Source organism: Oscillospiraceae bacterium MB08-C2-2, assembly GCA_035621215.1.
Classification (GTDB): domain Bacteria; phylum Bacillota; class Clostridia; order Oscillospirales; family Ruminococcaceae; genus WRAV01.
Genome location: CP141729.1, coordinates 1,283,498 through 1,308,152, shown reverse-complemented (window position 1 = coordinate 1,308,152; position 24,655 = coordinate 1,283,498). Strand labels below are relative to the sequence as shown.

15 protein-coding genes are annotated in these 24,655 nt (G+C 49.7%); 5 read left to right on the top strand and 10 right to left on the bottom strand.

Translation table 11 applies throughout. From position 1 onward, the window contains the following. Positions 1 to 464: 464 nt before the first annotated feature. The 3 genes from U6B65_05810 to U6B65_05800 form a co-directional block, all read right to left on the bottom strand. Positions 465 to 854 carry a hypothetical protein gene (locus U6B65_05810; GenBank protein ID WRS28645.1) on the bottom strand — a complete coding sequence of 130 codons (390 nt, stop codon included), beginning with the start codon at positions 852 to 854 and terminating at the stop codon, positions 465 to 467. A 90-nt stretch (positions 855 to 944) separates the two neighbouring features. Continuing rightward, entirely contained in the window at positions 945 to 1,544 is a 600-nt protein-coding gene (locus U6B65_05805; GenBank protein WRS28644.1) for a hypothetical protein, read from the bottom strand. A gap of 139 nt (positions 1,545 to 1,683) precedes the next feature. Next, positions 1,684 to 4,293 (bottom strand): LuxR C-terminal-related transcriptional regulator, encoded by a 2,610-nt coding sequence (locus tag U6B65_05800; protein ID WRS28643.1) that lies wholly within the window; start codon positions 4,291 to 4,293, stop codon positions 1,684 to 1,686. A 196-nt stretch (positions 4,294 to 4,489) separates the two neighbouring features. Here U6B65_05800 and U6B65_05795 point away from each other — a divergent pair, with 196 nt between their 5' ends. Then, positions 4,490 to 4,786, top strand: coding sequence for a hypothetical protein (locus U6B65_05795; GenBank protein WRS28642.1), 297 nt, complete (start codon positions 4,490 to 4,492; stop codon positions 4,784 to 4,786). Between the two features lie 428 nt (positions 4,787 to 5,214). Here the strand turns inward: U6B65_05795 and U6B65_05790 are convergent, their stop codons facing one another. The 7 genes from U6B65_05790 to U6B65_05760 all read right to left on the bottom strand — a co-directional run bounded on the left by U6B65_05790 (position 5,215) and on the right by U6B65_05760 (position 19,736). Continuing rightward, positions 5,215 to 10,224, bottom strand: a complete 5,010-nt coding sequence (locus U6B65_05790; GenBank protein WRS28641.1) for a LamG-like jellyroll fold domain-containing protein — start codon at positions 10,222 to 10,224, stop codon at positions 5,215 to 5,217. Between the two features lie 1,185 nt (positions 10,225 to 11,409). Continuing rightward, positions 11,410 to 13,002, bottom strand: coding sequence for a response regulator (locus tag U6B65_05785; protein WRS28640.1), 1,593 nt, complete (start codon positions 13,000 to 13,002; stop codon positions 11,410 to 11,412). Positions 13,003 to 13,251: 249 nt separating this feature from the next. Further along, on the bottom strand, positions 13,252 to 14,259 hold the full coding sequence (locus tag U6B65_05780; GenBank protein ID WRS28639.1) for an ABC transporter substrate-binding protein: 1,008 nt from the start codon (positions 14,257 to 14,259) through the stop codon (positions 13,252 to 13,254). A gap of 67 nt (positions 14,260 to 14,326) precedes the next feature. After that, entirely contained in the window at positions 14,327 to 15,337 is a 1,011-nt protein-coding gene (locus U6B65_05775; protein WRS28638.1) for an ABC transporter permease, read from the bottom strand. Between the two features lies 1 nt (position 15,338). Next, the gene (locus tag U6B65_05770) at positions 15,339 to 16,841 is read right to left on the bottom strand and encodes a sugar ABC transporter ATP-binding protein (protein ID WRS28637.1); all 1,503 of its coding nucleotides are present in this window, start codon (positions 16,839 to 16,841) and stop codon (positions 15,339 to 15,341) included. A 195-nt stretch (positions 16,842 to 17,036) separates the two neighbouring features. Continuing rightward, a complete protein-coding gene (locus tag U6B65_05765; GenBank protein WRS28636.1) occupies positions 17,037 to 17,981 on the bottom strand; it encodes a substrate-binding domain-containing protein in 945 nt (314 codons plus the stop codon). 15 nt (positions 17,982 to 17,996) lie between these two features. Next, positions 17,997 to 19,736, bottom strand: a complete 1,740-nt coding sequence (locus U6B65_05760; GenBank protein ID WRS28635.1) for a sensor histidine kinase — start codon at positions 19,734 to 19,736, stop codon at positions 17,997 to 17,999. 198 nt (positions 19,737 to 19,934) lie between these two features. On the opposite strand from U6B65_05760, the gene fba reads away from it, so the two are divergent. The 4 genes from fba to U6B65_05740 all read left to right on the top strand — a co-directional run bounded on the left by fba (position 19,935) and on the right by U6B65_05740 (position 24,646). After that, on the top strand, positions 19,935 to 20,783 hold the full coding sequence (fba, locus tag U6B65_05755; GenBank protein WRS28634.1) for a class II fructose-1,6-bisphosphate aldolase: 849 nt from the start codon (positions 19,935 to 19,937) through the stop codon (positions 20,781 to 20,783). A gap of 208 nt (positions 20,784 to 20,991) precedes the next feature. After that, positions 20,992 to 21,993 (top strand): LacI family DNA-binding transcriptional regulator, encoded by a 1,002-nt coding sequence (locus tag U6B65_05750; GenBank protein WRS28633.1) that lies wholly within the window; start codon positions 20,992 to 20,994, stop codon positions 21,991 to 21,993. An 89-nt stretch (positions 21,994 to 22,082) separates the two neighbouring features. After that, entirely contained in the window at positions 22,083 to 23,603 is a 1,521-nt protein-coding gene (gene xylB / locus U6B65_05745; GenBank protein WRS28632.1) for a xylulokinase, read from the top strand. Next, entirely contained in the window at positions 23,603 to 24,646 is a 1,044-nt protein-coding gene (locus tag U6B65_05740) for a galactitol-1-phosphate 5-dehydrogenase (GenBank protein WRS28631.1), read from the top strand. Before xylB ends, U6B65_05740 begins: the two co-directional genes overlap by 1 nt. The last annotated feature ends 9 nt before the right edge of the window (positions 24,647 to 24,655 follow it).

The following is a 24,655-nucleotide window of genomic DNA, read 5'->3' as shown; positions in this document are numbered from 1 at the left end:
GAATTTTTCGCCGATGACCTAAAGTCATTTTTGAGGCTACGTATTTGTTGTTCCAGTAAATCCCTTTTGTGCATCTTTTTTTGAGAAAAGGGTTTATTGGCGATCTGAAAGCCCCGCATCATTGCTGAACAGCACCCCATTTGTTTTCAGTATATCATACTGTCTAACAATTGGGGTGCTGTTCAAGTGGGAGGATGAGAGTGAATTATAATCCGAGTATTATGATGCGTTCCATAGGTATTTCTACAGAAATACACTATTTTATCAAACAATTATCAAATGAAATTCATCTGATAAAGTGATAGACTTTATTTCGGCTTTCAGAGTTTAACGGAATACGAGCATGGGTTAGCCTTCTCCATCGGCTAACCCATGCTCAACATTTTTATATCAATTATTTCTTCATACGCTTATGTTTTTTTGCTAGGGAAACGCCGCATATTTCCCCGTTGATTGGCAATCTGCTAAGCGGCGGTTTTTGTGGGGACTTTGGGCTTTGCAAAGAAAAGCAGCAAGCCTCCAATCAGGAAGAAAAACGTAAACACGAGAGAAATTGGCGAGAAAATTGCGGGGACGATGGCGCAAGCCAATATAATGCCAGCTGCCAGCTTGCCGATTTTTCCTGCTAATAACACGGTTACCGTAGCAATGATGCCACATACAATCAAAGCATACGCACAGCTGCGCACGGCCTGCATCTCTTTCAAGGCTTGGGCAACATCCGGGTCATTCTTGAATTCTTCCACGGATGCAATTTCTGTTTCGTACGTTTCAAAATCCGATATCCACTTTACTCCAAGTGCTATGGATGCAATTGTGCCAATTATTACCAATACGACCGCTGCTGTTCTCATATAATCTCCTCTTTTACTGTAATTGTGTTAATAATCAAAACGTACTGCTAGCCTGGTGCGGGGTTGAAACTTGCGCCAAACAGATGCCCCTTAAAACATGGCGTTCATGTTCCCGGTAATGCCGTTTACAAAGGCATCATCATCCACAATGACCCACATTTTTTTGCTATTGTCTTTGTTTAGCGTAATTGTCAGGTCATTTGTCACAAGGGGGGCATCCGGGGCGGACATGCCTTCCTCCAGGTATTTCATGGTCATTTCTATTGATTCTTCATCCGAGATATCCTTGCCCGCGAGTACGGCATCCAGCATTTCGTCTGTGGCCTTGCTCATCACCTCTTCAAAGATTTGCTCCAGATCCAGATTGGTTACCTTGACTGTAACGGTAGCGGTACTGCCTTCTTCCACTGAGGATACAATCTCGTGCGTTGTTTTTTGGACCAGTAGCGTTACAAATTTTTCTTCTTGGGGGTCTGTAAACGAAAAATTGTCGGAGCCAGAAGCGCAATAGGACGTTGCGGATTCGAGATTTGCTTCGCTTAATGCTTGAAAAAATCCATTGACCGATTCTTCCGCTTTGGGAAAGCTAGAACCCGAGCAGGCGGTCACAGAAAAAGCGAGAGCGAGCACCAATAATACCAATGACCATCTAAGTGGTCGTACGCGTACCGGCATGGTTTTGTTGATCATTAAACTTCCTCCTTGATGTTACCATTATTTTTATCATTCTTTGACTCTTCCTATTATAAATCAAAAGCCTTACTTTTCACCTCCCAAAAGGGAGGTGAAAAGTAAGGCTTTTTTCGTTTTGCATCATGGATTAGAGCAGTCAACGGATGATCTCGAGGCGTCTTGCCCGATCCACTGCCTGCGTTCGTTTATTGACACCCAGCTTAGCAAATATGTTTTTAATATACCATTTTGTTGTTCCGGTAGTAATGTAGAGCATCTCGGCAATCTCGTGATTGGATAACCCCTTGGCAATCAACACGAGAATTTCAATTTCTCTTTTTTTGAGTGGTTCCGCAAGGGCCTGGGGCTTCTTGGCTTTCTTGGGGAATAGTTTATCAACAAACGCCGGAGCGGCATCTCTTGCTTTGTAGGCCAGTTCCAGAAGCTCGCTTCCCTCATCAAGAAAGTAGCGTTCGTAGCCCTCGGGCGCAGCCATTGCCAACGCTTCTCGTACATAGCCAAGTGCTTTGCTCTCGTTATCCAAATGTTTTGTGACCAACGCCAATAGCAGCAGCACGGTAATCAGCTCTCCATACCGGCCCTCTTTCCGAAGAAGCGTCTGCTTATCCTCGAGGGCTAACCGGGCTTTGTCAAATTCTTTTTGCGCTATCATTGCCCGAATGTACGTGAAGTAGGGGTAGATATCCAAGATTCCCGATACCGCATCAAAGGTGCTACCCGGCTCGCGAAGCCACGCGGAGACCTTTGCGATATTGCCCTCTCGCAAGTGCAGCTCCATCTCCAGCGCTTCAAAGAACAGGCTGATCCTACGGACGAAAAGGTCCTTGCAATGCGCTTGGAGCCGGTATACCATCTCAAAGGCTTTTTCCTTTTCGCCCAGATGATAAAGCAGCAGCACCAGATGCCACTCTCCCAGCCCTATCAGATGGGCAAAGGCCAACTCCTGATAAGCGGCAATGCCCTCCTCCAGATAGCTTTTGGCCCTCCCCAGTTGATTGGAGGCATACAGCAGCATTCCCATTGACAAATAGACTATTTTTATCATCTTCAGCGGATTTTTGCTGGAGTCTGTTACGCGTTCCAGCGTTTTTTCGCATAGGGCGAGGGCTTCGCGCCGTCTCCCCATACAATTGAGATAAAATGCCAGATCATGAAGCGACAGCAGCTGCAAAAAGAGGTAGCCTTTTCTGCATGCGCCACCATGGGCTTTTGCATTCCAGGCCGCCGCTTCGCGCGTATGCCCATTCAAACCGTTGGCGTGACCCAGCGCAATCAATGCTCCGTAGTAAAATAAGCCCTGCTGATCCTTCATAACGGTAACAGCATCTTTGGCATACTGCAGCGTTTTTTTCTTATCGTCGCTGTTGTACTGGAACGGCATGGCGGCCTTTACCATCCCCGTAATCACGGGATTGCTGCCGTCCTGTGTGTGGGCGAAGCTGTCGATCACCCTATTTGCCTCGTCCATTTCCCCCGAAATTAACAGACACCACGCGCGGTATAGCTCAAGGGTGGATTCCTTATCCTGATTAATTTCGGATACGGAGTTTAGCCACGAAAGGAGCGTTTTCAGTTTCCCTTTCTGAAAAAGGCTAATTGCCTCGCCTTTGACCAGACTGGCTGCCGCCTCGCCGTCCTTAGCCTCCAGCGCATATTCCAGCGCTTCTTCGGCAAACCCGTTTTCTTCACACCACAGGCTGGCATTCTTACAAAGCTCCGCCTTGCGGTCGTCATCCATGTTGGCTTTTAACAACTCGGAAAAAAGAGGATGATACCGGTACCAGGTATGACTGTGATCCAGCGCAACAATAAAGAGGTTGTCTTTTTCCAGTCGGTCTATGATTTTTTTGCTGTCGGCAATGCCTGTTACCGCGACACATAGCTCCCGATTGAATTTTTTGAGCATGCAGGTCCGATACAGAAACCCACAGGTTTGCTCCTCCTGCATTTTCACCACCTCATCCATGAGGTAATCCGCAATAAACCGATTGCTGGCGCCCTGTTCTTTGATAAATCTTTTTGCCTGAGCCTTATCCATATTTTTTATGGATAAACCAGTCAACTGCATGCTTGCGGCCCAGCCCTCTGTCTGCGTTTCGATGGTTTGCAGCATATCGTCGTCAAATACTATATTGAAAGATTTTCCAAAGAATTCCTTGATCTCCGCACCAGAAAATTTTAAATCCGAGAAATTCAGCTCGGTCATTTTGTCCCGAACCCTCCATCTGGAAAAGGCAATGGGTGGTTTTTGGCGTGTGCTAATAATCAAACGCAGAGAACGGGACCCCAGCAGATTTTGTACCATCTCGTGGATGTATGGGTGCTCAATCACATGATAATTATCCAGAACCAAAATCAGCGGCTGGGGAAACTGCTCCAGCTCGTTCATTAAATAAAGGCTTACCGTCTCGATTTCCGGCAGCTTTGGTGCATTCGTCAGATCCTGAACCGTCACCCCAAAGCTCTTGTTGACCTTTCGGACTGCCTCCAGCAAATAGCGGATAAACTTGATCGGATCATTGTCGTATTTATCTAGAGAAAGCCATGCGCAGGGCTCGTCCAACTGACTGATCCAGCCAGAAACCAATGTTGTTTTGCCATAGCCCGCTGGAACCGAGATTAGGAATATTTTATGCTCTTTTTTTAAGCCCTCATCCAGCTTCTTATTGGGAATATCCCGGCAGATATAATTGGGTCTGACCGCCGGGATACGCAGCTTTGCCCCTGAAATATATGTTCTATCCACAAAAGTGTTCCCCTCACAGAATTATCTATCACTATGATTATCGGATCGTTGAAGATAAAATGTGGGTTGTTTTACAAATATATTTTTTAGGGCAACACCGCACCTAACCGGCGATAAGATCTGTAACCAAGTATACGGCTCTGAGTATGAGCTGGAGGGAGGAATGTTCGACTAAAAAATGAAAAGGTGAGTGGCTATGCAAAAAGGCTTTGTAAAGATCAGTAATAGTATCTTTGAGTACGGCTTGACCAGCTCCGAGATGCTGGTGTATTGTTATCTCTCCAGCAAATGCTGGCTGCTCCCTTATGTAACCATCAAGCAAAGCACCATTGCAGCGGCTGTAGGCCTCTCTCGTAAAAAGAACAGCCCCCCTAAAAACTTCATTATCATAAGAGGACGAAAAAGGGACGCGGCCGGCCGTCGATCGACGGTCAGCCGCGCCCCCTGCGATTTTGGGTATGCTTTTGGTACTTTTTCCGCATGTATTGAGTAAATCGCCCTCAGTAATACAAACACATTGCCGCCCCTCGTATCGCCGCGCACAAGCGGCATTTTCCGTGAAAAACGTACCTTTTCTATACAGTTTTTCGCTTGCTCTCGTACTTCGGGCATTGGCAGACAATCGCACTGGACGCCGTTTGCGTACTGTTTACGATCAAAGATGCATGCAGGCCTTCAGTCTCTTAATATGGAATAACGAATAAACGCCGCACCTCTGCCGATTAAATCTGAATAGCCGGTTGCGAGGTTCAAGGATCCGGTAATTATGCGGATATTAAGTTTCAAACAGACCGGATTTTCCTCCATTTCGATGGCGTCATTGCTGGTGTAAAACAGCCTCCACACCGTGGAACAGAGGAAAATCCGTTAAGACAGTTTTTACATCCTCCCAAAGAAATCAAAAGGCAAGTCGAGATACGGTTAGGCGATGACGCGGATGGTGTACTGGGTGGAGACACCGTTGTGCGCGGTGGCCTCAATGATGGCAAAGCCTGCCTTGTTGCCGGTGATGACGCCGTTCGCGTCAACAGTGGCGGTGTCCGGTGTCAGAGAGGTCCAGGTGACGTCCTTGAATGTGGCGTCAGTAGGATCGACAACGACGGTGAGTTCGACGGTTTTATTGCGCTTGACAGTCGCTGCGCCCTTGATTGTGAGCTTCTTGACGTCGACCGTTTCGCCGGGATCGGTGGGCTCCTCCAGTGCGGCGATGGCTTCCTTAATGGCCGCAGTGGCGATGTCCACCTCAGCCTGCGTGGCATCGGCGTCATTCTGCACGAAGATGGCGTTAGCCAGCGCATCCCTAAGGCGGCTCCAGCTCTCGGCGGTGTAGTCTGCCTCATTAAGGGCCTTGGCTTCATCAATGGCGCTGTCAAGCGCTTTCTTGTCAACGATGATAACGGGGATCTTCACGAGAGCATCGATTGCGTTATCAATGGACTTAGCGGCGGCATCGATCACGGCTTGCGTGGCGTCAGCATCAGCCATCACGGCCTGCGCATTGACGAGGGCATCGGCAAGGACAACCCAACTGTCCGCGGTGTAATCAGCTTGGTTGAGGGCCTGCGCTTTTGCGATCGATTTGAGCAGTCCGTCCATGTTGACGGAGGCATAGTTTAGGAACATATAGTCATAGTTTCCGCCATACGTTCCGCTCGTCACCTGGATAACAACATACAGGTCATGCGTATTTTCTGTTTTTTCGCTCAACTCCAGTGTGTAGTCCCTATTGGTGCTGGCGATAGAGCCGGTTGCGATCAGCTTAGTATCATCAATCAACACATCGGAAAGCTGATAGCGCCGGCTATCCTGCGGTGTACTGACGTTATCGTTGTAGTTTGTGAAATAGGTCTTTTCTTCGACCTCATCTAGGTCAATATAGAACTTGACACTGACAGCGCCGTCATAAGTGCGGATAAGGTTGATCGACTTCAAATCTGTAAAATCAATCCCGCCGTACTTGAACACGCACTGCCTGTTATTCGCTCCGCCGACGTAACCGATTTCTGCATTACCGCTGGCGGAAGCCTTGTTGGCTTCAATGACATAATATCCGAAGCCGTAGTCAAAGTCCTCGCTTTCCATGCGCACGGCAATCGGCTGCCAGAGTGACAGCTCCACGAAAAGTTCATTGGATTGGGCGACACCGTCGCTCGTTGTCGCATACACCTTGAACGTCTTGCCTGCACCCTCATTGGTTTTGCTGATATTCAGAAGGCCTTTGCTGGAAATCGTCACGCCACTGACAGCATTGCCTGTTTCGGCGTCTACCACAAACCAATTGACGCCAACGTGGGCCGAGGTGCTGGGGTAAATTGTGGCGTTAAACTGGACGCTGTCTCCGGACGTCAGCTTGACATCCAAATCTTTCTCGGTGGAAATGGTAATACTTTGCTCTTCCAGCTCAAAGTCGACCGTAACGGTGTTGCCTGTGACGAGCTGGACCTCCACATATTTGCGGCCAAGGTCGTCAACTAGGATTGTTTGTGTTTCTCCTTTGATTTTAGCGGACTTCATGCCGAGGCCGCACATTACTTTGAGCGTATCCTTATCCGCATCGGGAGTCAGGGTGACCGATGCGCTCATCTCTCGCTTATTCCAGACAATGCTATCAACCTGTGTGTTGTTTCTGGCTCTCAGGCCGGTAATACTGCCTTTGTCCAGGGTCGGAATCAGCGCCGGCAGGATCTCAATGACGTTCATGTCCGAGTACAGCAGAGATTCATTCACTCCGCCAAAAATACCGTGGGCAGAGTCAGTGCAGAACGATGAAGTCTTATTCGCGTTATGGTTGGTCGTCATTGACGCATTCTGGTAGTTGCTTGTTAGCAAATATTTCAAAATACGGTCAACCTCGCTGGCGCGTTTCAAACGGGCTTCAATCAGCAATTTATGCACCGGTCCGTGGGATTCGGCTGCCTCAGAGTTATTGTAGGCCTCCGATCTTTTGTCCATCGCAACCGAAAGGCCTTTGCGGATTTCGAGGTCGTCCTGCGCCTCATATCCCGGCCAGGCGGGATATGCGTGGGAGTCATGCCTGTGCCTGTATCGCTCACCCAATTCGTCTGCGGCCCATTCTTTAAAGGCACCATCGGATGTATATTTGTAGGGGGGGATATATTGCTCAAAAGATGCCCAGGAATCCAGCAGGTCATCCCTGTTGGAGGGATCGATTACATCGATCATTGTTCTCGCCATATACAGGGTGTCATAGGCCGCTGAAATGTCAAACGCCGTATTGTAGGCCAGCGCCCCGCGGCTGTTTTCGCCCCAGTTGCCGGTTCCGCCCTGGGGGGTGTTTTCCGGCGAATAGCCTGGAGTAAACAGATACACGGCATCCTCATCCCCAGCGGCGACCGCCTGGGACAGCGTCGTGCCGTCGTTGAGATGGTGCTTCCCTTCGCCATCGGTATAGAACCGTTCATCGGCGAATTGCAACCAGAAATTCATCGTCTTCACCAACAACGGTAACAGGATATCCTGCTCAAGATCCATATAGCCGGAAGCGTTGATTTCCGCTACGCGTTCATCGCTCAGGTCGAGAACATCGGCTATTGTCGTGCCAGAGTTGTAAGACCCTTTGGACAGGTCGATATCTTTGCCAAGCTCAATCGGCTGATTGCCGTAGCACTGCCAATACTCAAAAATCGGAAGAATCAGCCAGTCGGTAATGCCGTTGACATAGATGTGCGGATAACCGTCCAGGAAATGATAGCTTCCGGACGCGCCGGTACCGTCAACGCGGGGCGGCGCCTTGATGGCATCGGTCATGCCGTATACATTTTTTGCGTCTGATTCCCAGTCGCTGACCATACGCACGATAAAATTGATATAGCCCTGGCCCGCGGTTTGCATGTTACCGGTGTTCATACCGGATATCTGCAGGTTGGTGTTGGCGTCTAGCGTGAAGTCGCCGCTCCACTGCGGACTGTATTGGCCGTTCCAGATCCCGCCCAGGCGGGCGGTCTGATAGCCGCTTGAGCATATAAGGCCAAACCGGCCGTTGTTGTAAACTCTTTCAAGAAACGCCTTGTTGATTTTGCTTTTGTCGCTGTTCTGCTTGGCGATCAGCTGGGTGTTGGTCAAGGACCTGTCGGCGATCTCTTCTTCTGTGGCGCAAAGATCAATGCGCACATTGTTGAACATATCCCCATGCAGCTCCTCGTGCGGGGCGAGCAGATCCTGATAACTCTTTTCGCTACTGGTCACATTGTATTCATTCACAATGCCCTGAATATCGGCCACCAGCTTGTCATACAGCAGTGCTTTCACGTCGGCGATCGTGTCGCATCCGCTATCCTGACGCTCAACCTTGGTGATCAGCATCAGGGATTTGGTGCCGGTGACAGTAATGGTTGGGTTGTTATAGGTTGTGCCGCTGATTTGCTGCGTGTTCGCCTGATAGCCTACGGTGCCATCGGTAATAATCTGTGTGGCGGTGCCCCATCCGCCATGCGCAAAGAGGCGCTCTTTGACATTTTTGCTGCCTTTGCGGTTGGCGACCTCATACTTTCCGACCAAGCCGTAGGCGACCACCTTTCCCTCTTTTTGCGTCACAACATAATCAATGGGCAGGGTTACGTTGTTCGCATTGCTTATCTGCCTGTAGTTGTCGATTGTCAGCGTCAGGTTGAGGTCTTTCTCATCTGGAGATTCAATATAGGTGACGATGATGTCATCGCTTCTGGACGCAAAGGAACGCCTGTTCCATTCGTTCCCCTCCTTATCCTTCCACTGCACGCCGACCTCGCCGGTCTCAAAATTTGTATATCTGTTGTAAACAGTCGAGTTTTCTTGTGTGTAATCATTGTTTTTGATGCGATATTGGGCTGCAGGCTGATAGGGGCGCGGCCATGTCGTGCCCCAGCCGGTTCCGTATTGTTCATTGCTGTAGGTATTGGTTTGCGTGATCCATGGGAAAGCGTTGTTGTTGGCTCTTGTGACCGCACCCGCTTTCTGTGCGTCCAGTACCGGATGCAGGACGGGCGTCTCATAGAAATCCGCGCCATCGGAAACAATTTTGGTATTATTAAAGATGAACACGTCTTCGTTCGGGTCACCGCTCTGAATAAAGCCGATTTCGCCGTTGGCGGAAACAGAGCCGTCCCACCAGTTGTTTTGCGTGCCGGTCGCCTTGGGAATCGTTTTATATGTATTTTCATTGAACCCCAGAGCGTCATCAAGGCGATATTTGAACTCGTCGGAGGAGGGCAGCTCCGGCAGCTCCGGCGGCTCTGGAGGATCAATGCCGTTGAGCAGCTCCAGGATTTCCGCGCCATTTAAGGCCCGGCCATAAATTCTGTAGTCGTCAAGAGCACCGTCAAGCCCGCGGTTTTCATCGCCATATCCGCTGATTAAAGCGGTGTTCCCGTTGAGTACAACGGGACTGCCGATCGTTCTTGTCGAGTCTAGTTTACCATTAATATAAAATTTCACCGTCTTGTCGGCGCTGTCATAGACCATAGCAGTATGCGTCCACAGGGAGCCCTTGCTGAAGGCGTAATCGGAAGACACATCGCTGTTGCCGTTAACTCCGACCGTCAGCTTGCCGCTGCTACCGCTGATATGGTAATGGATAGCGCCGCTTGTCCAGCTGTTGGTATGGTAAATTCCATTGTAGGTATTCGCCAGACTGTCGATTCTAATCCACGAAGCGATCGTGATCGCCGACTGGGATGGAAAGGATGGAACGGTAACGGTCGTGTTCTGAGCGCCATTTAGTTTGAGCGCCCGGTTGTCCATCCCTTCAATATAGGACATATTGCTTCCGTTCAATGTACCGTTTCGACTGTTGCCGGAAGAATCCGTCAAATCTCCATCAAATTTGTAGTAGAGAAGAAGCCCCTCTGTACTCGGCGCGGCAGATACGGCAACTGTGGGGATCATTGAAAACAAGAGAGTTAAACTCATTAATAACGCGAATGCTCTTTTCACTTATGCAACTTCCTTCCTCGTGTTGGATTTTACTCCATGTTTATGTGAAGATTCGATCGCTTGTCCAACGTCAGTATGTTTTCTTGCGGATTCATATCGGCTCATTTTGCCAGTCTAGTAATTTATGGGCCACGCATGGTAACACCTCCTGCCTGTCGATTGTCCTTGCTGTTTCTTCTCTATCATATTCATAAAATTGAATGACACAAACAAAATTCCATTAGAAAAATAGAATGTGCACGAGCAAATTTAACTAAGAAAAAACCACGCAAGTCTTTGACAAATTGGTTTGCCCACAGAATTTGCAGGTTGTTTCAGTCATAAGAGCTACTTTTAACTGGGGCGCATAAGGTTTTAAAATTCAATTGTCATAAATACGCTCTAAAGACCTGGTTTTATAGTGATATCATACATTTTATCAAATTAACAAAAGTAATAAAATGTGTTTTTTTACTTTTATTTTGTGTTTTTTTACTTTTTTCGCTCTTACATTAAAACATTGTCGTAATGAACCAATTGGTGCGAAATAGTTAATCACTGGCCTCCACAGGGCTAAATATATGCCGATTACTTTTAGAGTGCTCGAGAACATAAAGTTTATCTATGGGCAGACAATATGATTTCCGTATACAACTATAGTGAAATAATTATGAAACCGTAACGGGATACGGTAAAATACAGGAAGAGATCAAGGTGATTGTAGTAATACAATTTGGTTGGCGATGGCGATTGTCTTTGGGTTCAATTTGTTAGTCTCCTTTCTGTAGAGGGCATAAAAAATGCCCTCTACAAAATGTAAAGAGCAATTTTCATATCTGTGTTTAATTTTCTATACTACTTCAAAATAAGTTCGTGCATCTTTGATAGCATCTACTTGAATGTGTGAACTTTGAAGCTGTATTTTTCATCAACATATTCTTTAATCATTTTGTAAGTGGTTGGTGGTTTTGGCATGTATGCCTTTGCCTTTTGAGCTATATTATTAAGAGTGAGGCTGTTTTGAACAGTGACTATACCATCAAGTGGTATCAAGCCATCACCGTGCCCAAAGCCTACGGTAATGCTAATATAACTGTCTGGAGCTTTGTGGGTTTTTGGTAATACCGTTGAGTGCGTGGTATTGATGTCACAGGTAGAAAAACAGGGGTAAAAGAGGCGTTTAGAGTAGAGCTCTTCAGATAGCCCCTAACTATTTCTGCCTCTCAAATCGTTGGGAGAAGCATTGAAAAACCGCTTGAAGCAATAGCTAAAATAATGAGGGTCACTATAGCCTATCGCTTCAGCTATCTGGTAATTTTTCAGGTCGCTGTGCTCAACCATCTCTTTGGCATGCTGCATGCGGATTTTGGTGAGATAGTTGCCAAAGGTAATGCCCATTTCTTTCTTAAAGAGAGCACGAAAATAGCTGGCGCTCAGGTGAAGAGCATCACTAACCGTGTTTGCAGAAATGTCAGGTGCCGTATAGTGTTCTTCCACATATTTTTGGGCTGCCTGCACCACTTCTGAAAAAGAGTTGTTTCGCAACTCAGTGAGAGATTCTGCTAGTCGATCACATGCTGAAACCAGCAATCGATACAGCTCTTTTTTGCTCTGTGCTTCCAAAACCTTGGCACAATCTGAATCCCAGTTCCAAAGAGCCCCGGAGCTGTCGGCTTCTCGAATAATACATAACAAGATACTCATGCCAAACAGACGCATTGACTGAGAAAGGATTCGGTCAGGTGGTTGAATCAGCTGTTCAAGCTCTCTTAAACAGCTGTTTCGGTCACCGGATTTAACCGTTTCTATGAGGCGAAGCTCCATAGAACGGTCAAAAATCAGCGATTTGCTTCGGTTGGGTTCAATATCATCAATAAAAATTATATGGCTGTCGCCGTATATCTGGCGGTATCCCAGAGCTGAGACAGCCTCTCCATAAGATTCACACACCTGAGACAATGCAGTACAAACACGGCCTATGCCAGCGGAAACGGTAAAGTGAAGGTGATTTTTTATATTGGCCTGAATCTCCCCAATGCAGTTTTCAAGAAAACCTTGATATGCGGTAAGGCTTCGATCTTTCTGGCAGGTAATCATGGCAACTCTGGTGCCCATGAGAAAGGCAGTCCCCAGATTGGACGCTTCCAGCAGCTCTTGCGTGATGTTGTAGACAGCAAAGTTCAGCATCTCCTCAGGAACGCCTTGCCATTCTTCACGATTCAGGTTATCGTCCTTTTGCAGCAGTACCACTCGATACCCTTGATCCTGCAGCCAGCTCAGCTCTAAACTGGCAGCTGTACGGTTAGCTTCTTCATCGTCTATGCCACTGGTAAGAAGACTGTTTAAAAACACGCCCTGCATAAAGGCTTTGTTTTGGTCATAGAAGTTTTGCAGCATTGAAAAATTGCGTTTATCCGCATATTCATAATCCAATCTGCTTTTCAAAGCCAGGAGGGTTTCAGATAGTTTGCCCGCAGTAACCGGTTTGGAGATATATTTCATTACATTCAGGTCTATGGCTTGCTGGGCATATTCGAACTCATTATATCCAGTTAAAAATACAATCTTAACCCCCGGGTGGTTCTGGCGTATCTGCCGGGATGCCTCAATGCCATTGATAAAAGGCATATTGACATCGGTAATGACCAGCTCCGGCTGTTCCCGCTCTACCATCTCTATCAGCTCATGGCCGTTGGCACAGCAGCCTATCAAGGTAAATCCATGCTTTTCCCAATCAATCAAACGGGTAACATTGTTGCGCACCAGGGCCTCGTCGTCTGCAAATATCAGCCTGTACACCTTTTATCGTCCTCCTTACATAGGCCATGGCAGCCATTAGCCCACTCCTTTATCGTTAACCACTGCCCCACATAACTCTGGCAGCAATGGTATGCTAAATTAATTATACCAGTTTTGCCCTTTTAAGGTCTGCGGCAAAAGCAACAAACAATAGAGAAATTTTTTAGATGCCGTTTTGAGCGCAGTACACCCCAAACACCCGGCAAAATTTTTGCCGGGTGTTTGGGGTGTATAGAATAAATTGGAAGACTATTGATTAAGAACTGCCTGGATATCTGCGTCATTCAGATTTTTCAGGTCAACCATGGTGACGCCGGTGTCCACATCCTTGGAGGACGGGCCGTTGCCGGCCAGCAGGTCGAGTATCAGCTGTACACCTACCGAGCCCATAGCGGTGGGCATCTGAACAGCGGTTCCCTTGATGGCACCTGAGGCCAGACCGGCCTTGATGTCATCCGAGTTATCAAAGCCAACCACTGCAATGGAATCGCCTTTTCCTTGCTCGCTGACTGCCTGGGCAACACCTACGGCAGATTGGTCGTTAGCGCCCCAGATGCCCTTCAGGTCGGGGTATGCCGAAATAAAGTCAGTGGCCTGGTTGGCTGCCTTAATGGGGTCAGAATCACTGTACTGTACGCCCACAATCTCGATGTTGGGATAGTTTGCTTTAATCTCTTGGGTGAAGCCGGTTTCACGGTCAACGGCGGTCTGGGTGCCTGCGGCAAAGTTAACAATGGCAAGCTGCCCGGCTTCGCCAATGAGGCTGGCCATCAGCTTGGCACATTCTGCGCCAGCCTGCACATTGTTGGTCGCCAAAAAGGCATCGTATACAGGTTCAGAAATGCCGGAGTCAATCATAATAACGGGGATGCCTGCAGCCTTTGCTTTTTTAACAGGCTCAATGAGGGCGTCCTTGTCGCTGGCAGCTAGGATAATGCCGTCATAATCATCGTTGATAGCGGTCTCAACAATCTGTACCTGTCTGTCGATATCTGCTTCGGTGGGGGGGCCAAGATGGGTAATCTCAACATTACCCAATTGAGCAGCTTTTTCTTCGGCAGCCCTCTTAACGGTCTGCCAATAGGGAGAATCCACCATTTTGGTAATCAGTGCAATCTTAATAACCGATTCACCGGACTGTGCGCTGGGAGGAGTCTGGGCAGAAGGAGCAGGAGAAACGCTGGAGCCACAACCGGAAAATAACGATAACACCATTACTCCGGCTAACAGGAATACGACCAACTTACGCATGTTCATCTGAGCTCTCCTTTTTTATTATGTATTATTTTCAAACCTCTGTGGTTTGTAGGATAACAGGATTTTATTAAAGTGACTGGCTTTTCCGGCGCAGTGTGTCATACCAAACACCCACCACGATGATGGCGCCAATGATAATCATCTGTACAAAGGGGTCAACCTTCACCAAGTTCAGGCCGTTTCGCAGCACACCCATGACAAAAGCACCGATGATAGTGCCAAGTATAGAGCCTTCACCACCCATAACCGAGGTTCCGCCGATTACCGCTGCGGCAATGCCCTCCAGCTCATAGGACTGACCAGCGTTGGACTGAGCAGAAGCAAGCCTTGCTGCCAGCAGAATGCCTGCACAGGCGGCGGTCGCGCCGCTGATGATATAAGCCGACATCTTGGTGCGGAACACATTAATACCGGAAAGGCGGGCGGCTTCTTCGTTGGAGCCTACGGCGTAGATTCTGCGGCCAAAGCCCGTTTGTGATAAAACAATACCCAGCAATATGGCAATAGCCAGCATGATAATGGTAGGGAAAGGCACCCGACCGATAGACCCGCCCCCCAGAAACTTGAAGGTTTCTACCACAGCCTTGTCGTCCATACTTTGAATGGAAACAGGCTTGCCCTGTCCCGCCAGCTGGGTTAATCCGCGAAAAGCAAATTGTGTACCCAGTGTGGCAATAAAGGGGGTTACGTTCATTTGGGTTACGGCAAACCCATTAATGGCCCCTGCCAGTGCGCCAACGGTAATACCACCGATAATGGCAAGCCACATGGGAACCCCCATAGTGATTGCCTTGGCGCAAACAATGCCGCCAAAACCCAGAACCGAACCGGCGGAAAGGTCTGTCCCCCCTGTGATGAGCACAAAGGTAAGGCCAAAACCAAGGATGGCATAGGGTGTTACCTGCAATGCCACTGTCAGCAGATTATCCATCCGCAGAAAATTCCCCTTGGTTAATACGCCGAATAGGATTGACAACAGAACCAGCACACCGAAGGCCAGACCCTTCTGTAAAAAATCTGCATAGCTAGTGGTTTGCTCTTTTACCGGTGTTTTTGCCGAATCCAGTATTTTTTCCATGTTAAGCACCCTTTTCTATGGCCATACACAGACCGGCCGCATAATAAAGTATTTTTTCCTGCGTCGCTTCTTCTCTGGAAAGCTCTGCCCGGATAGCACCATCGTGCATCACCAGCACCCGGTCGCTCATGCCCAATATTTCCGGCAGCTCGGAAGAAATCATGATAATGCCCACACCCTGGTCTGACAGACGGTTCATCAGCTCATAAACCTCTAATTTAGCGCCTACATCAATGCCCCGGGTGGGTTCGTCAAAAATCAGCACCTTGATATCGTTGCACAGCCATTTGGCAAGCACAATCTTCTGCTGGTTGCCGCCGCTGAGCTTGTTTACTCGTTGTTTCAGGCTGGGGGTTTTGATGCGCAGGCTCTGTGAAAATTTGTGCGCATTTTTTTGGGCAGCCTGGTCGTTAATAAAGCCAAACCGGCAAAGATTGGGGATATGCGCCAGATTGATATTGCGCTCCACAGTCATAGAAAGAGCCAATCCGTCACGTTTTCTGTCCTCGGTAATATAACCGATGCCCTGCTTCACCGCATCATCCACACTGTTGATTTGCAGTGCGCGCCCCTCCAAAAAGATTTCCTTGGTTTTGGTTTTGTCAGCACCAAAGATAGCACGGGCCAGCTCGGTGCGCCCGGCACCCATAAGCCCTGCAATACCCACAATTTCGCCCGCCCGCACCTGCAGCTTGTCGACCTGCACGCGATGATTTTCCACGTTGCGTGCTTCAAAGATAATGTCGCCGATCTTTCTCTGATAGACAGGGAACTTTGCACTCAGCTCACGGCCCACCATCATCTGCACCAGACTGTCGATGGTCACGTCCTTATAGTCCCGTGTGCCGATATACTCACCGTCCCGTATAACCGATACCCGGTCGGCAATTCTGGAAAGCTCCTCCAGCCGATGTGATATGTAGAACATGCCCACCCCACGCTTTTTGAGCCGCAGGATAATGGCAAACAGCCGGTCAATTTCCGCCTCTGTCAGGGCTGCTGTAGGCTCATCCAACACCAAAATCTTGGATTGGAATGAGATCGCCTTGGCAATCTCCACCATTTGCTGCTCGGCAACACTCAGGCTGCGCACACGGGCTTTGGGTTTGATGGAAAGTCCCAAATCATCCAGAATCTCCTGGGTTTTGTGTATCAGTTCCTTTTCATCAACAAAGGGACCTTTTTTGGGTTGGCGGTCCAGCCAGATGTTATCCGCCACCGTCAGGTGAGAGCAAAGGTTAAACTCCTGAAAAATAATGCTAATGCCCATCTGTTGGGCCTTTTTGGGGCTGTCTATCAGCACCTTTTCACCCTTTATGTGCAGTTCGCCCTGATCTGCACGGTAAACGCCGGAAAGTACCTTCATCAAAGTGGATTTACCTGCTCCGTTTTCACCGCATAAGGCATGCACCTCGCCCTCGCGCAAATCCAGCGACACATCGCTAAGCGCTCGCACACCGGGAAAAAGCTTTGTAATCCCCACCATCTTAAGCAGCTCGTCCATTGCTACCTCCTCTTTGACTTGACAGAGCGAATCGTTTCGCCTCTTAATATTAGTGTAACAAAAGCACCCAAGGGTTAGAATGGGAAATATAACTGTTTCTTGTTCAAAATATGATTATTCAATTACCTAAAAAGAAGGCTCCTTTGTGCGCAATCTTACACACAAAGGAGCCTTCTTTGCATCTGTTGTGAAAATCTAGACAAAAGGAAAGACTAATTGCTGATATTTGTCGTCAAAGAGATTTGCTTTATCCACTACATGAATATCGGTATACACCATCTTTTCCACCAGCTTACCGGAGAGATGATCCAGGGTGGTTTTTACACTGTAATAACCCATGGCGTAGGGGTTTTGCAGCACGGCTGCCTGCATAATGCCCAGCTCCATATAATCGGCTTGCTCCACCGTGCAGTCGATGCCTGCCATAAAGATGTCGGTGCGGCTCAGCTCTTCCAGTGCTCTGGCCGCCCCGGTAGCCGACTGTGCGTTCAGCCCCACAATACCCACCAGATCAGGGTTTTGCTCCACCAGCTGGCGGGTCAGCGCTTGGGCGGTATCAATGTTAGAGTCGCAGTATACCGTATCAAGCAGGCGGTGCCGGGTGCTGTTTTTCATGGTGGAGCGAAAGCCCTGTTCACGCTCCACCGAAGGATAAGAGCTTTGCACAAAGCTGATGACCCCGATGCTGCCGCTGTTTGGCAGCCTTGCCTGCAGCTCCTGTGCAAGGGTCTGGCCCAGCCTCTGATTGTCGGTGGTCACAAAAGAGACCCACTTTTCGCTGTCCACCGCAGAATCCACCATAATAACGGGGATGCCTGCATCCACTACCCTTTCCAGAGGTTCGGCCATTATATAATAGTCGCCGGCTGCCAAGATAACCGCATCAGGGGCCCGCTCAATGGCACCCGCCAAAAGTTCCACCTGGTCGCGATAGTCTTTCTCCACCTCCGGGCCCAAAAAGGAAAGCTGTGCGCTGTTGCCGGCGGCGGCCTTGGCTCCGTCATACACACTCTGCCAAAACTCCGTCTCGGTGCCCTTTACAATCAGTTCAATGTGAAACACGCTTTTTTGGGGGGCGCAGGCGGCGAGAAGCAGCGACAGCATCGCCAAAAGCGCCAGGATAAGCGCAGATTTTTTCAAGGCGGATTCCTCCTTTCATTCCCGCACCAGCGGCAGCCGGATGGTCACACATGTGCCTTCGTCCGGTTCGCTGTAGTAAGTAAGCCCATATTCCTTGCCGTACATCAGCTGGATCCGCTGCTGCACATTCCAAATCCCTATACCGGATTTGCTGGAGGGCTTGGCCTCTAAAATACGCCCAATCAGCTCGGGGCGGATGCCATATCCATTATCCTTTACCTGAAGCAGCAGAACACTGCCCTGTGCCTGGGCTCCAATGTGGATGGTGCCGGGATAGGGCAGATTGCCCACACCATGAATCACAGCGTTTTCCACAATGGGCTGTAGGATAATCTTCAAGGTTTTGCATGCCAAAATAGCGGGCTGTGCATCAATTGTGTAGGTAAACTGGTCGCTGTAGCGAATCTTCTGGATAATCAGGTAGTTTTCGGTGTGGCGCAGCTCGTCACCCACGGGGATAAGCTCCTTGCCGCCCGCAAGAGACAATCGGAAGAACTGTGCCAACGCATCAATCATCAGAATCACGTTTTGCTGGTCGCCGCTTTCGGCCATCCACACAATGGAATCCAGCGTGTTATATAAAAAGTGGGGGTTTATCTGCGCCTGCAAGGCGTTCATCTCACTTTTACGCAGCTGAATCTGCTCCTGCCTCACCTGTTCCATAAGGTGTTTCATTTGATACACCATCTGGTTAAAAGAGGTGGAAAGCTGCTGCACCTCGTAAACCCCTTTATACTGCGAAAAGGTATCCAGTGCGCCCCGTTCTACCTTAGCCATAAGGGACATAAGTCGGCGCATGGGGCGGGTGATTAAAAAAGAAACCAGTGCCGCCAAAAGAATGACTATTGTGCCTACGCTTACCATAATAATGGTGGCATAACGAGATATTTCCTCGTCATAAGAAAAAAATCCGTTAAGGCTGCTTACCCCTACAATCTTCCACTCGGCATTTTTCAGGCTGCGCACACTTACCGCCACGCGGCCCTCGGGCGACATAAATATGGTGCTGCCGTCTTCTAAATTTGCCGCAAGGGTAATGTCGTCCGAGGTTATGCCGGCATAAATCACCTGCTGGTGGGGGTGATAAACAATCTGGCCGTCTGCCCCCAAAATATAGATATAGCCGTTATCCCCCAGCTCTTTGGAGCATAGCTCTTTAATATTATTAAAGTTCAGGTCAACCAAAACAAGCCCCTGTTGGATTCCATCGTCCTGGTTTTGCCACTGCACACCCTTGCTTAGTGAAATGACCCAAGGATATTGACCTCGATAAAGGCGCTGGACACGGGGGCTGGAAAGGGTATAGTTGGTGCTTCCGGGTGCCACCGAACGGAACCAGTCCTGCTGCTTCAGCTGAGCGTAAGGCTTGATGGGCCTGTCGTCGGTTTTCAGCATTAGATCACCGCTGGCGGCAAACACCGCAATTGTGTCAATGTCATCACGCAAAAAGAACTGCACCGTCTGCAGGCTGCTTTGCTGGGGATTGCTTTCTAAAAGCTCTGCCACCGCCTCTGACACGGCAATCATCTCTTTCAGGTAGCTGTCAATAGCGGTGGCAACATTGTCTACAATCTGACTGTTGCTCTGCCTGGTAGAACGATTGATGGACTGGTCATAGCGGCTGCTAATGGCTGCAGTGATAACCAGCACAGCTGCCACGGCAATGAGAGCTGTGGTGGATGAAATCAGCACCCATAGGCTGTTCCACTGAAAATAACCGCTTAACCGCTCTTTCAACAAGGAAAAAACCTTCATGCAACAGCCCTCTCTGCTATTTAAGCCTTTTTATCTAGTATAAATCAGGCCATGTTCAGTGTCCATCAATTTAGCATTAAAAATATAACTATTATTGTCACAAGTAATAGTCGTATTTTTAATAGACGCAGACTATACAGGCTGATATACTAATGGCGAAACGTTTCGCTATATACATAATAGAAATGAGGTATCGTTATGCCTTTGGTTACATCTGACAAAATGTTGCTAGATGCCAGAGCCGGCGGATATGCGGTAGGGGCATTTAACGTGGAAAACATGGAAATGGCTCAGGCGGTAGTGGCCGCCGCCCAGGAACTTAACGCCCCTGTTATGGTGCAAACCACCCCCGGCACCCTGCGCTTTGCCAATGTGCAGCTTTTTTGCAGCATGATTTCTTCACTGGCTCACACCGCCTCGGTTCCGGTGGCTATCCACCTAGACCATGGCGACAGTTTTGCGCTGGCCGTGCAGGCGATCAAGGCCGGGTACACCTCGGTGATGATTGATGGCTCTCACTCGCCCTTTGAAGAAAATATTAAGCTGACCACACAGGTTGTCCAGGTGGCCAAAGCCTGCGGCGTGCCGGTAGAGGCTGAGCTGGGCAAGGTGGGCGGCAAGGAGGACGACCTGGATGGGGGCAGCGGTGGTTATACCAACCCACAAGAGGCGGCCGAATTTGTAGACCGCACAGGTATATCCTCTCTGGCAGTTGCCATTGGCACCGCCCACGGGCTTTATGTCGGCACACCCAAGCTGGATGTCGAGCGGCTTCGACAGATCCGCAGGTGCGTCAATATTCCGCTGGTTTTGCATGGGGCATCTGGCCTGGCAGATGCAGATGTGGTAGAATGTATCAAAGAAGGCATTTGCAAGGTAAATTATGCAACTGAGCTGCGTATTGCGTTTAGCGATGGTGTGAAGGAAGTTCTGGCTCAAAGCCCGGATGTTTTTGACCCTAAAAAATACACTGCAGCCGGGCGCAACCGGGTAAAAGAGTTTGTCATGGAGCGCATGCAGGCTTGCGGATGCCAAAATAAAGGCTAGGGGCTATCTGAAAGCCCGAAGACTTTGTCTATTTCTACTCAGCAAGGCACTTTTTGCGTCAAAAATACTTGGAATAAATGCATTATTCTTGCGATTTTTGCTTTGAAAGCCCTCTTGCCTAGCGAAATAGCCGCCGTTTTTCCCTTTTCAGAAATGCCCTGGGAGCCGGTTAAAAAGTGGGTTCCCTATAAGAACGGAGAAAAGCGCTATGGCAACCATGAAAGACATTGCAAAAGAAACCGGCCTTGGGTTGGCCACTATTTCAAAATATCTCAACGGCGGTCATGTGCTGGACCAAAACAAGGCAGCCATTGAACTAGCCATTGAAAAGCTGGGCTACACGGTGAACGAATTTGCCAGAGGGCTTAAAACCAGCCGTTCCCGCACGGTGGGGGTAGTCATTCCCGAGCTGAGCAACGTGTTTATCACCTCGATTATTACCATTGTGGAGGAAATCCTGCGAAGGAGCGGTTATGCCGTCATCATCTGTGATTGCGGCTCAGACCCCCAGCGTGAAGTAGAAGCGGTTCGGTTTTTGCTGGGCAAACAGGTGGATGGTATCATAAGCATGCCGGTTTCTAAGGACGGCATGCATTTGACCGCTGCATTTGAAAAAAAGCTGCCGGTAGTGCTCATTGACCGCATGATTTACAGCCTGAAAGACAAGGTCAGCGCCGTTTTGGTGGATAACGTTGGGGCTTCCTCCCACGCTACATCCCTGCTGCTGGAGGCAGGTCACCGGGAGGTGGGGATCATTCTGGGCCCTCAGGATGTTTATACCTCACAGCAGCGTCTTTTGGGTTACTCCCAGATTATGCTTGCCAATGGTCTGCTTCAGGATGCATCTTTGGTTGTCTACAGCGACTATTCGGTACAGGGCGGTTATGAAAGCATGAAACGGCTGCTGAGGCGGCCAGGCATGACGGCGGCCTTTGTCACCAACTATGAAATGACTTTAGGTGCTATCATTGCCTTAAACGAGCTGGGGGTGCAAATGCCCAACCAGATATCGCTCATCGGCTTTGATAACCAGCAGCTCTCCCGTGTGATTCGCCCAAGGCTCACCATCATTACCCAGCCCTTGGAGGGCATTGGTGAAGCAGTGGCAGAAATACTGCTCACCCAGCTTGACGAACATGGCGGCCATGCCCCGCAGGTGGTTACCCTGTCAACCGATGTTTTATTGGGAGAATCCATCAGAAAGATATGAGTGCTTTTACGGTTTCATAGTCGGGCGGTGGCTACCGCCCATTCTTTAGCGAATTAAACGAAACGTTTCGTTTTGAGAAAGGAGCCGTTATGGATACCTATATTCTAGCCATTGATGTGGGCACCTCGGCCTGTAAGGTGGCGTTATTTGACCGTCAGGGCACAGCAGTTGCCCAAACAAACGCACCTTATGCCGTCTATTACCCCAGGCAGGGTTGGGCAGAGCAAAATCCCGATGAATGGTGGCAGGCAATCTGCCGGGCCGTGAACGAGCTTTTAACCGAACACAGCATATCCCCCCAAGCTATTGCTGGGGTGGGCATTGACGGTCAAAGCTGGTCGGCTATTGCACTGGACAAAGAGGGCCAGCTGCTATGCAACACCCCTATCTGGATGGATACCAGATCCGCAGACATCTGTAACAGCTTAAGAGAAACTGTGGGTGAGCAGGCCATCTTTGAGGTATGCGGCAACCCCCTACAGCCCACCTATTCGCTGCCCAAAATTTTATGGTACAAAACTCACCGACCAGAGCTTTATAAAAAGGCCGATAAAATTTTGCAGGCAAACAGCTATATCGTGTACCGCCTAACGGGAGAAATAAGCCAAGATATTTCTCAAGGCTATGGCTTACACTGCTTTGATATGCGCAAAGGCAGTTGGAACAAAGAGCTTTGCTGCGAACTGGGCATCAGCCCAAGCCTATTGCCCGACATTGCCCAGTGCCACCAGATTGTGGGGCATATCACCCCAGAAGCGGCCCGCCAATGCGGGTTAGCCCCGGGCACTCCGGTGGCGGCAGGAGGGCTGGATGCAGCCTGCGGCACCTTAGGGGCGGGGGTTTTACACAGCGGTGAAACCCAGGAGCAGGGCGGGCAGGCCGGTGGCATGAGCATCTGCATTGACCAATACAGTGCTGACCCAAGGCTTATTCTCAGCCATCATGTGGTGCCCGGCCGGTGGCTGCTGCAGGGCGGCACCGTGGGCGGCGGCGGTGTTATCCGCTGGTTTGAAGAGCAGCTGGGTGCTGCTGAGCGTGAGACTGCACGCAATGCAGGCACCCACAGCCTGTACGAGATGGATCAGCTTGCCCGGCAGGTTGCCCCTGGCTCTGACGGGTTGGTGTTTTTGCCCTACATGGCGGGTGAACGCTCTCCTATTTGGAACCCTTACGCCAAGGGTGTTTACTATGGTTTGGATTATAGCAAAACCCGTGGGCATTTGATTCGGGCCAGCATGGAAGGTGTTGCATACTCGTTGCGTCACAACCTGATGATAGCGGAAAAAGCCGGCGCTAAGGTAGAGCGCCTGCGAGCCATGGGTGGTGCTGCAAACAGCCGTATCTGGACTCAGATGAAGAGCGATATCACCGGCAAGCCCATTGATGTGCCATCCTCCGACACTGCAACGGTGCTGGGCGCCGCCATATTGGCGGGTGTAGGGGTTGGCTTTTATTCCAGCTTTGAAGAGGCCGTGGCGTTATCGGTTCAGGTAACCCGCACCCATGAGCCAGACCAATCTGCCGCAGCTGCATACAACGCAGGCTTTGACACCTACCGGGCGTTATATACCCAGCTGGGGCCATTGATGAAAAAGGAGGCCACCCCCTGATGAAAGCAGCTGTACTTTATGCCAACGAGGACATTCGTTATGAAGGTTTTCCCGACCCCGAGCTACAGCCCGGCACTGTCAAGGTGCGGGTCAGAGCCACCGGCATCTGCGGCTCTGACGTGCCTCGGGTGCTGCACAGCGGCGCCCACTTTTACCCCGTTGTGTTGGGTCATGAATTTGCCGGCGATGTGACAGAGGTGGCTGACGATGTAACCGGCCTGCAGCCGGGCGACACCGTTTCCGGCGCACCGCTGGTGCCCTGTCTGCGCTGCGGAGATTGCCAGCAGGGCAACTATGCGCTGTGCAGGCACTACAGCTTCATCGGCTCACGTCAGCAGGGCAGCTTTGCGGAGTATGTGGTGATTCCCGCCGTTAACGCCGTGAAATATGACCCGTCCATTCCTTATACACAGGCGGCCATGTTTGAACCCTCCACTGTGGCGTTGCATGGGCTTCTGTGCAACAACTATAAGGGCGGCGGCTGTGTGGCTGTTTTAGGCGGCGGCACCATCGGCTTGTTTACCATGCAGTGGGCCAAAATCTATGGGGCTAAAAAGGTGGTTGTGTTTGACATCGACCCCGGCAGGCTGGAGCTTGCCAAGCGGCTGGGCGCTGATGAAACCATCAACACCCGGGAAGAGGGCTTCATCGAAAAAAGCTTGGCTCTCGCAGAGGGCGGTTATCACTACGTTTTTGAAACAGCAGGCCACCCCGCAACCATGAAGATGGCCTTTGAACTGGCAGGCAATAAAGCCCATGTCTGTTTCATTGGCACCCCTCATGTTGAACTGACCTTTACCCCCGCATTGTGGGAGAAAATGAACCGCAAAGAATTTTTTCTCACCGGCAGCTGGATGAGCTATAGTGCGCCTTTCCCCGGTAAGGAATGGGAGCTTACCGCCCATTATTTTGCCACCGGCCAACTGAAGTTTGACCCTGCCCTTATCTATAAGACCTTCCCCTTAAGCGATGCGGCCAAAGCCTTTGCCTTATACCGTGACCCGTCCCAAGTGCACGGCAAGGTTATGCTGGTGAACAACTGAAAGGGGGTG

What these genes read in the sequence shown, in the direction of transcription:
- U6B65_05775 (WRS28638.1), bottom strand. Translation starts at nt 15,337, where the DNA reads ATGGAAAAAATACTGGATTCGGCAAAAACACCGGTAAAAGAGCAAACC.
- xylB (WRS28632.1), top strand. Translation starts at nt 22,083, where the DNA reads ATGGATACCTATATTCTAGCCATTGATGTGGGCACCTCGGCCTGTAAG.
- U6B65_05805 (WRS28644.1), bottom strand. Translation starts at nt 1,544, where the DNA reads ATGATCAACAAAACCATGCCGGTACGCGTACGACCACTTAGATGGTCA.
- fba (WRS28634.1), top strand. Translation starts at nt 19,935, where the DNA reads ATGCCTTTGGTTACATCTGACAAAATGTTGCTAGATGCCAGAGCCGGC.
- U6B65_05740 (WRS28631.1), top strand. Translation starts at nt 23,603, where the DNA reads ATGAAAGCAGCTGTACTTTATGCCAACGAGGACATTCGTTATGAAGGT.
- U6B65_05770 (WRS28637.1), bottom strand. Translation starts at nt 16,841, where the DNA reads ATGGACGAGCTGCTTAAGATGGTGGGGATTACAAAGCTTTTTCCCGGT.
- U6B65_05750 (WRS28633.1), top strand. Translation starts at nt 20,992, where the DNA reads ATGGCAACCATGAAAGACATTGCAAAAGAAACCGGCCTTGGGTTGGCC.
- U6B65_05780 (WRS28639.1), bottom strand. Translation starts at nt 14,259, where the DNA reads ATGAACATGCGTAAGTTGGTCGTATTCCTGTTAGCCGGAGTAATGGTG.
- U6B65_05810 (WRS28645.1), bottom strand. Translation starts at nt 854, where the DNA reads ATGAGAACAGCAGCGGTCGTATTGGTAATAATTGGCACAATTGCATCC.
- U6B65_05760 (WRS28635.1), bottom strand. Translation starts at nt 19,736, where the DNA reads ATGAAGGTTTTTTCCTTGTTGAAAGAGCGGTTAAGCGGTTATTTTCAG.
- U6B65_05795 (WRS28642.1), top strand. Translation starts at nt 4,490, where the DNA reads ATGCAAAAAGGCTTTGTAAAGATCAGTAATAGTATCTTTGAGTACGGC.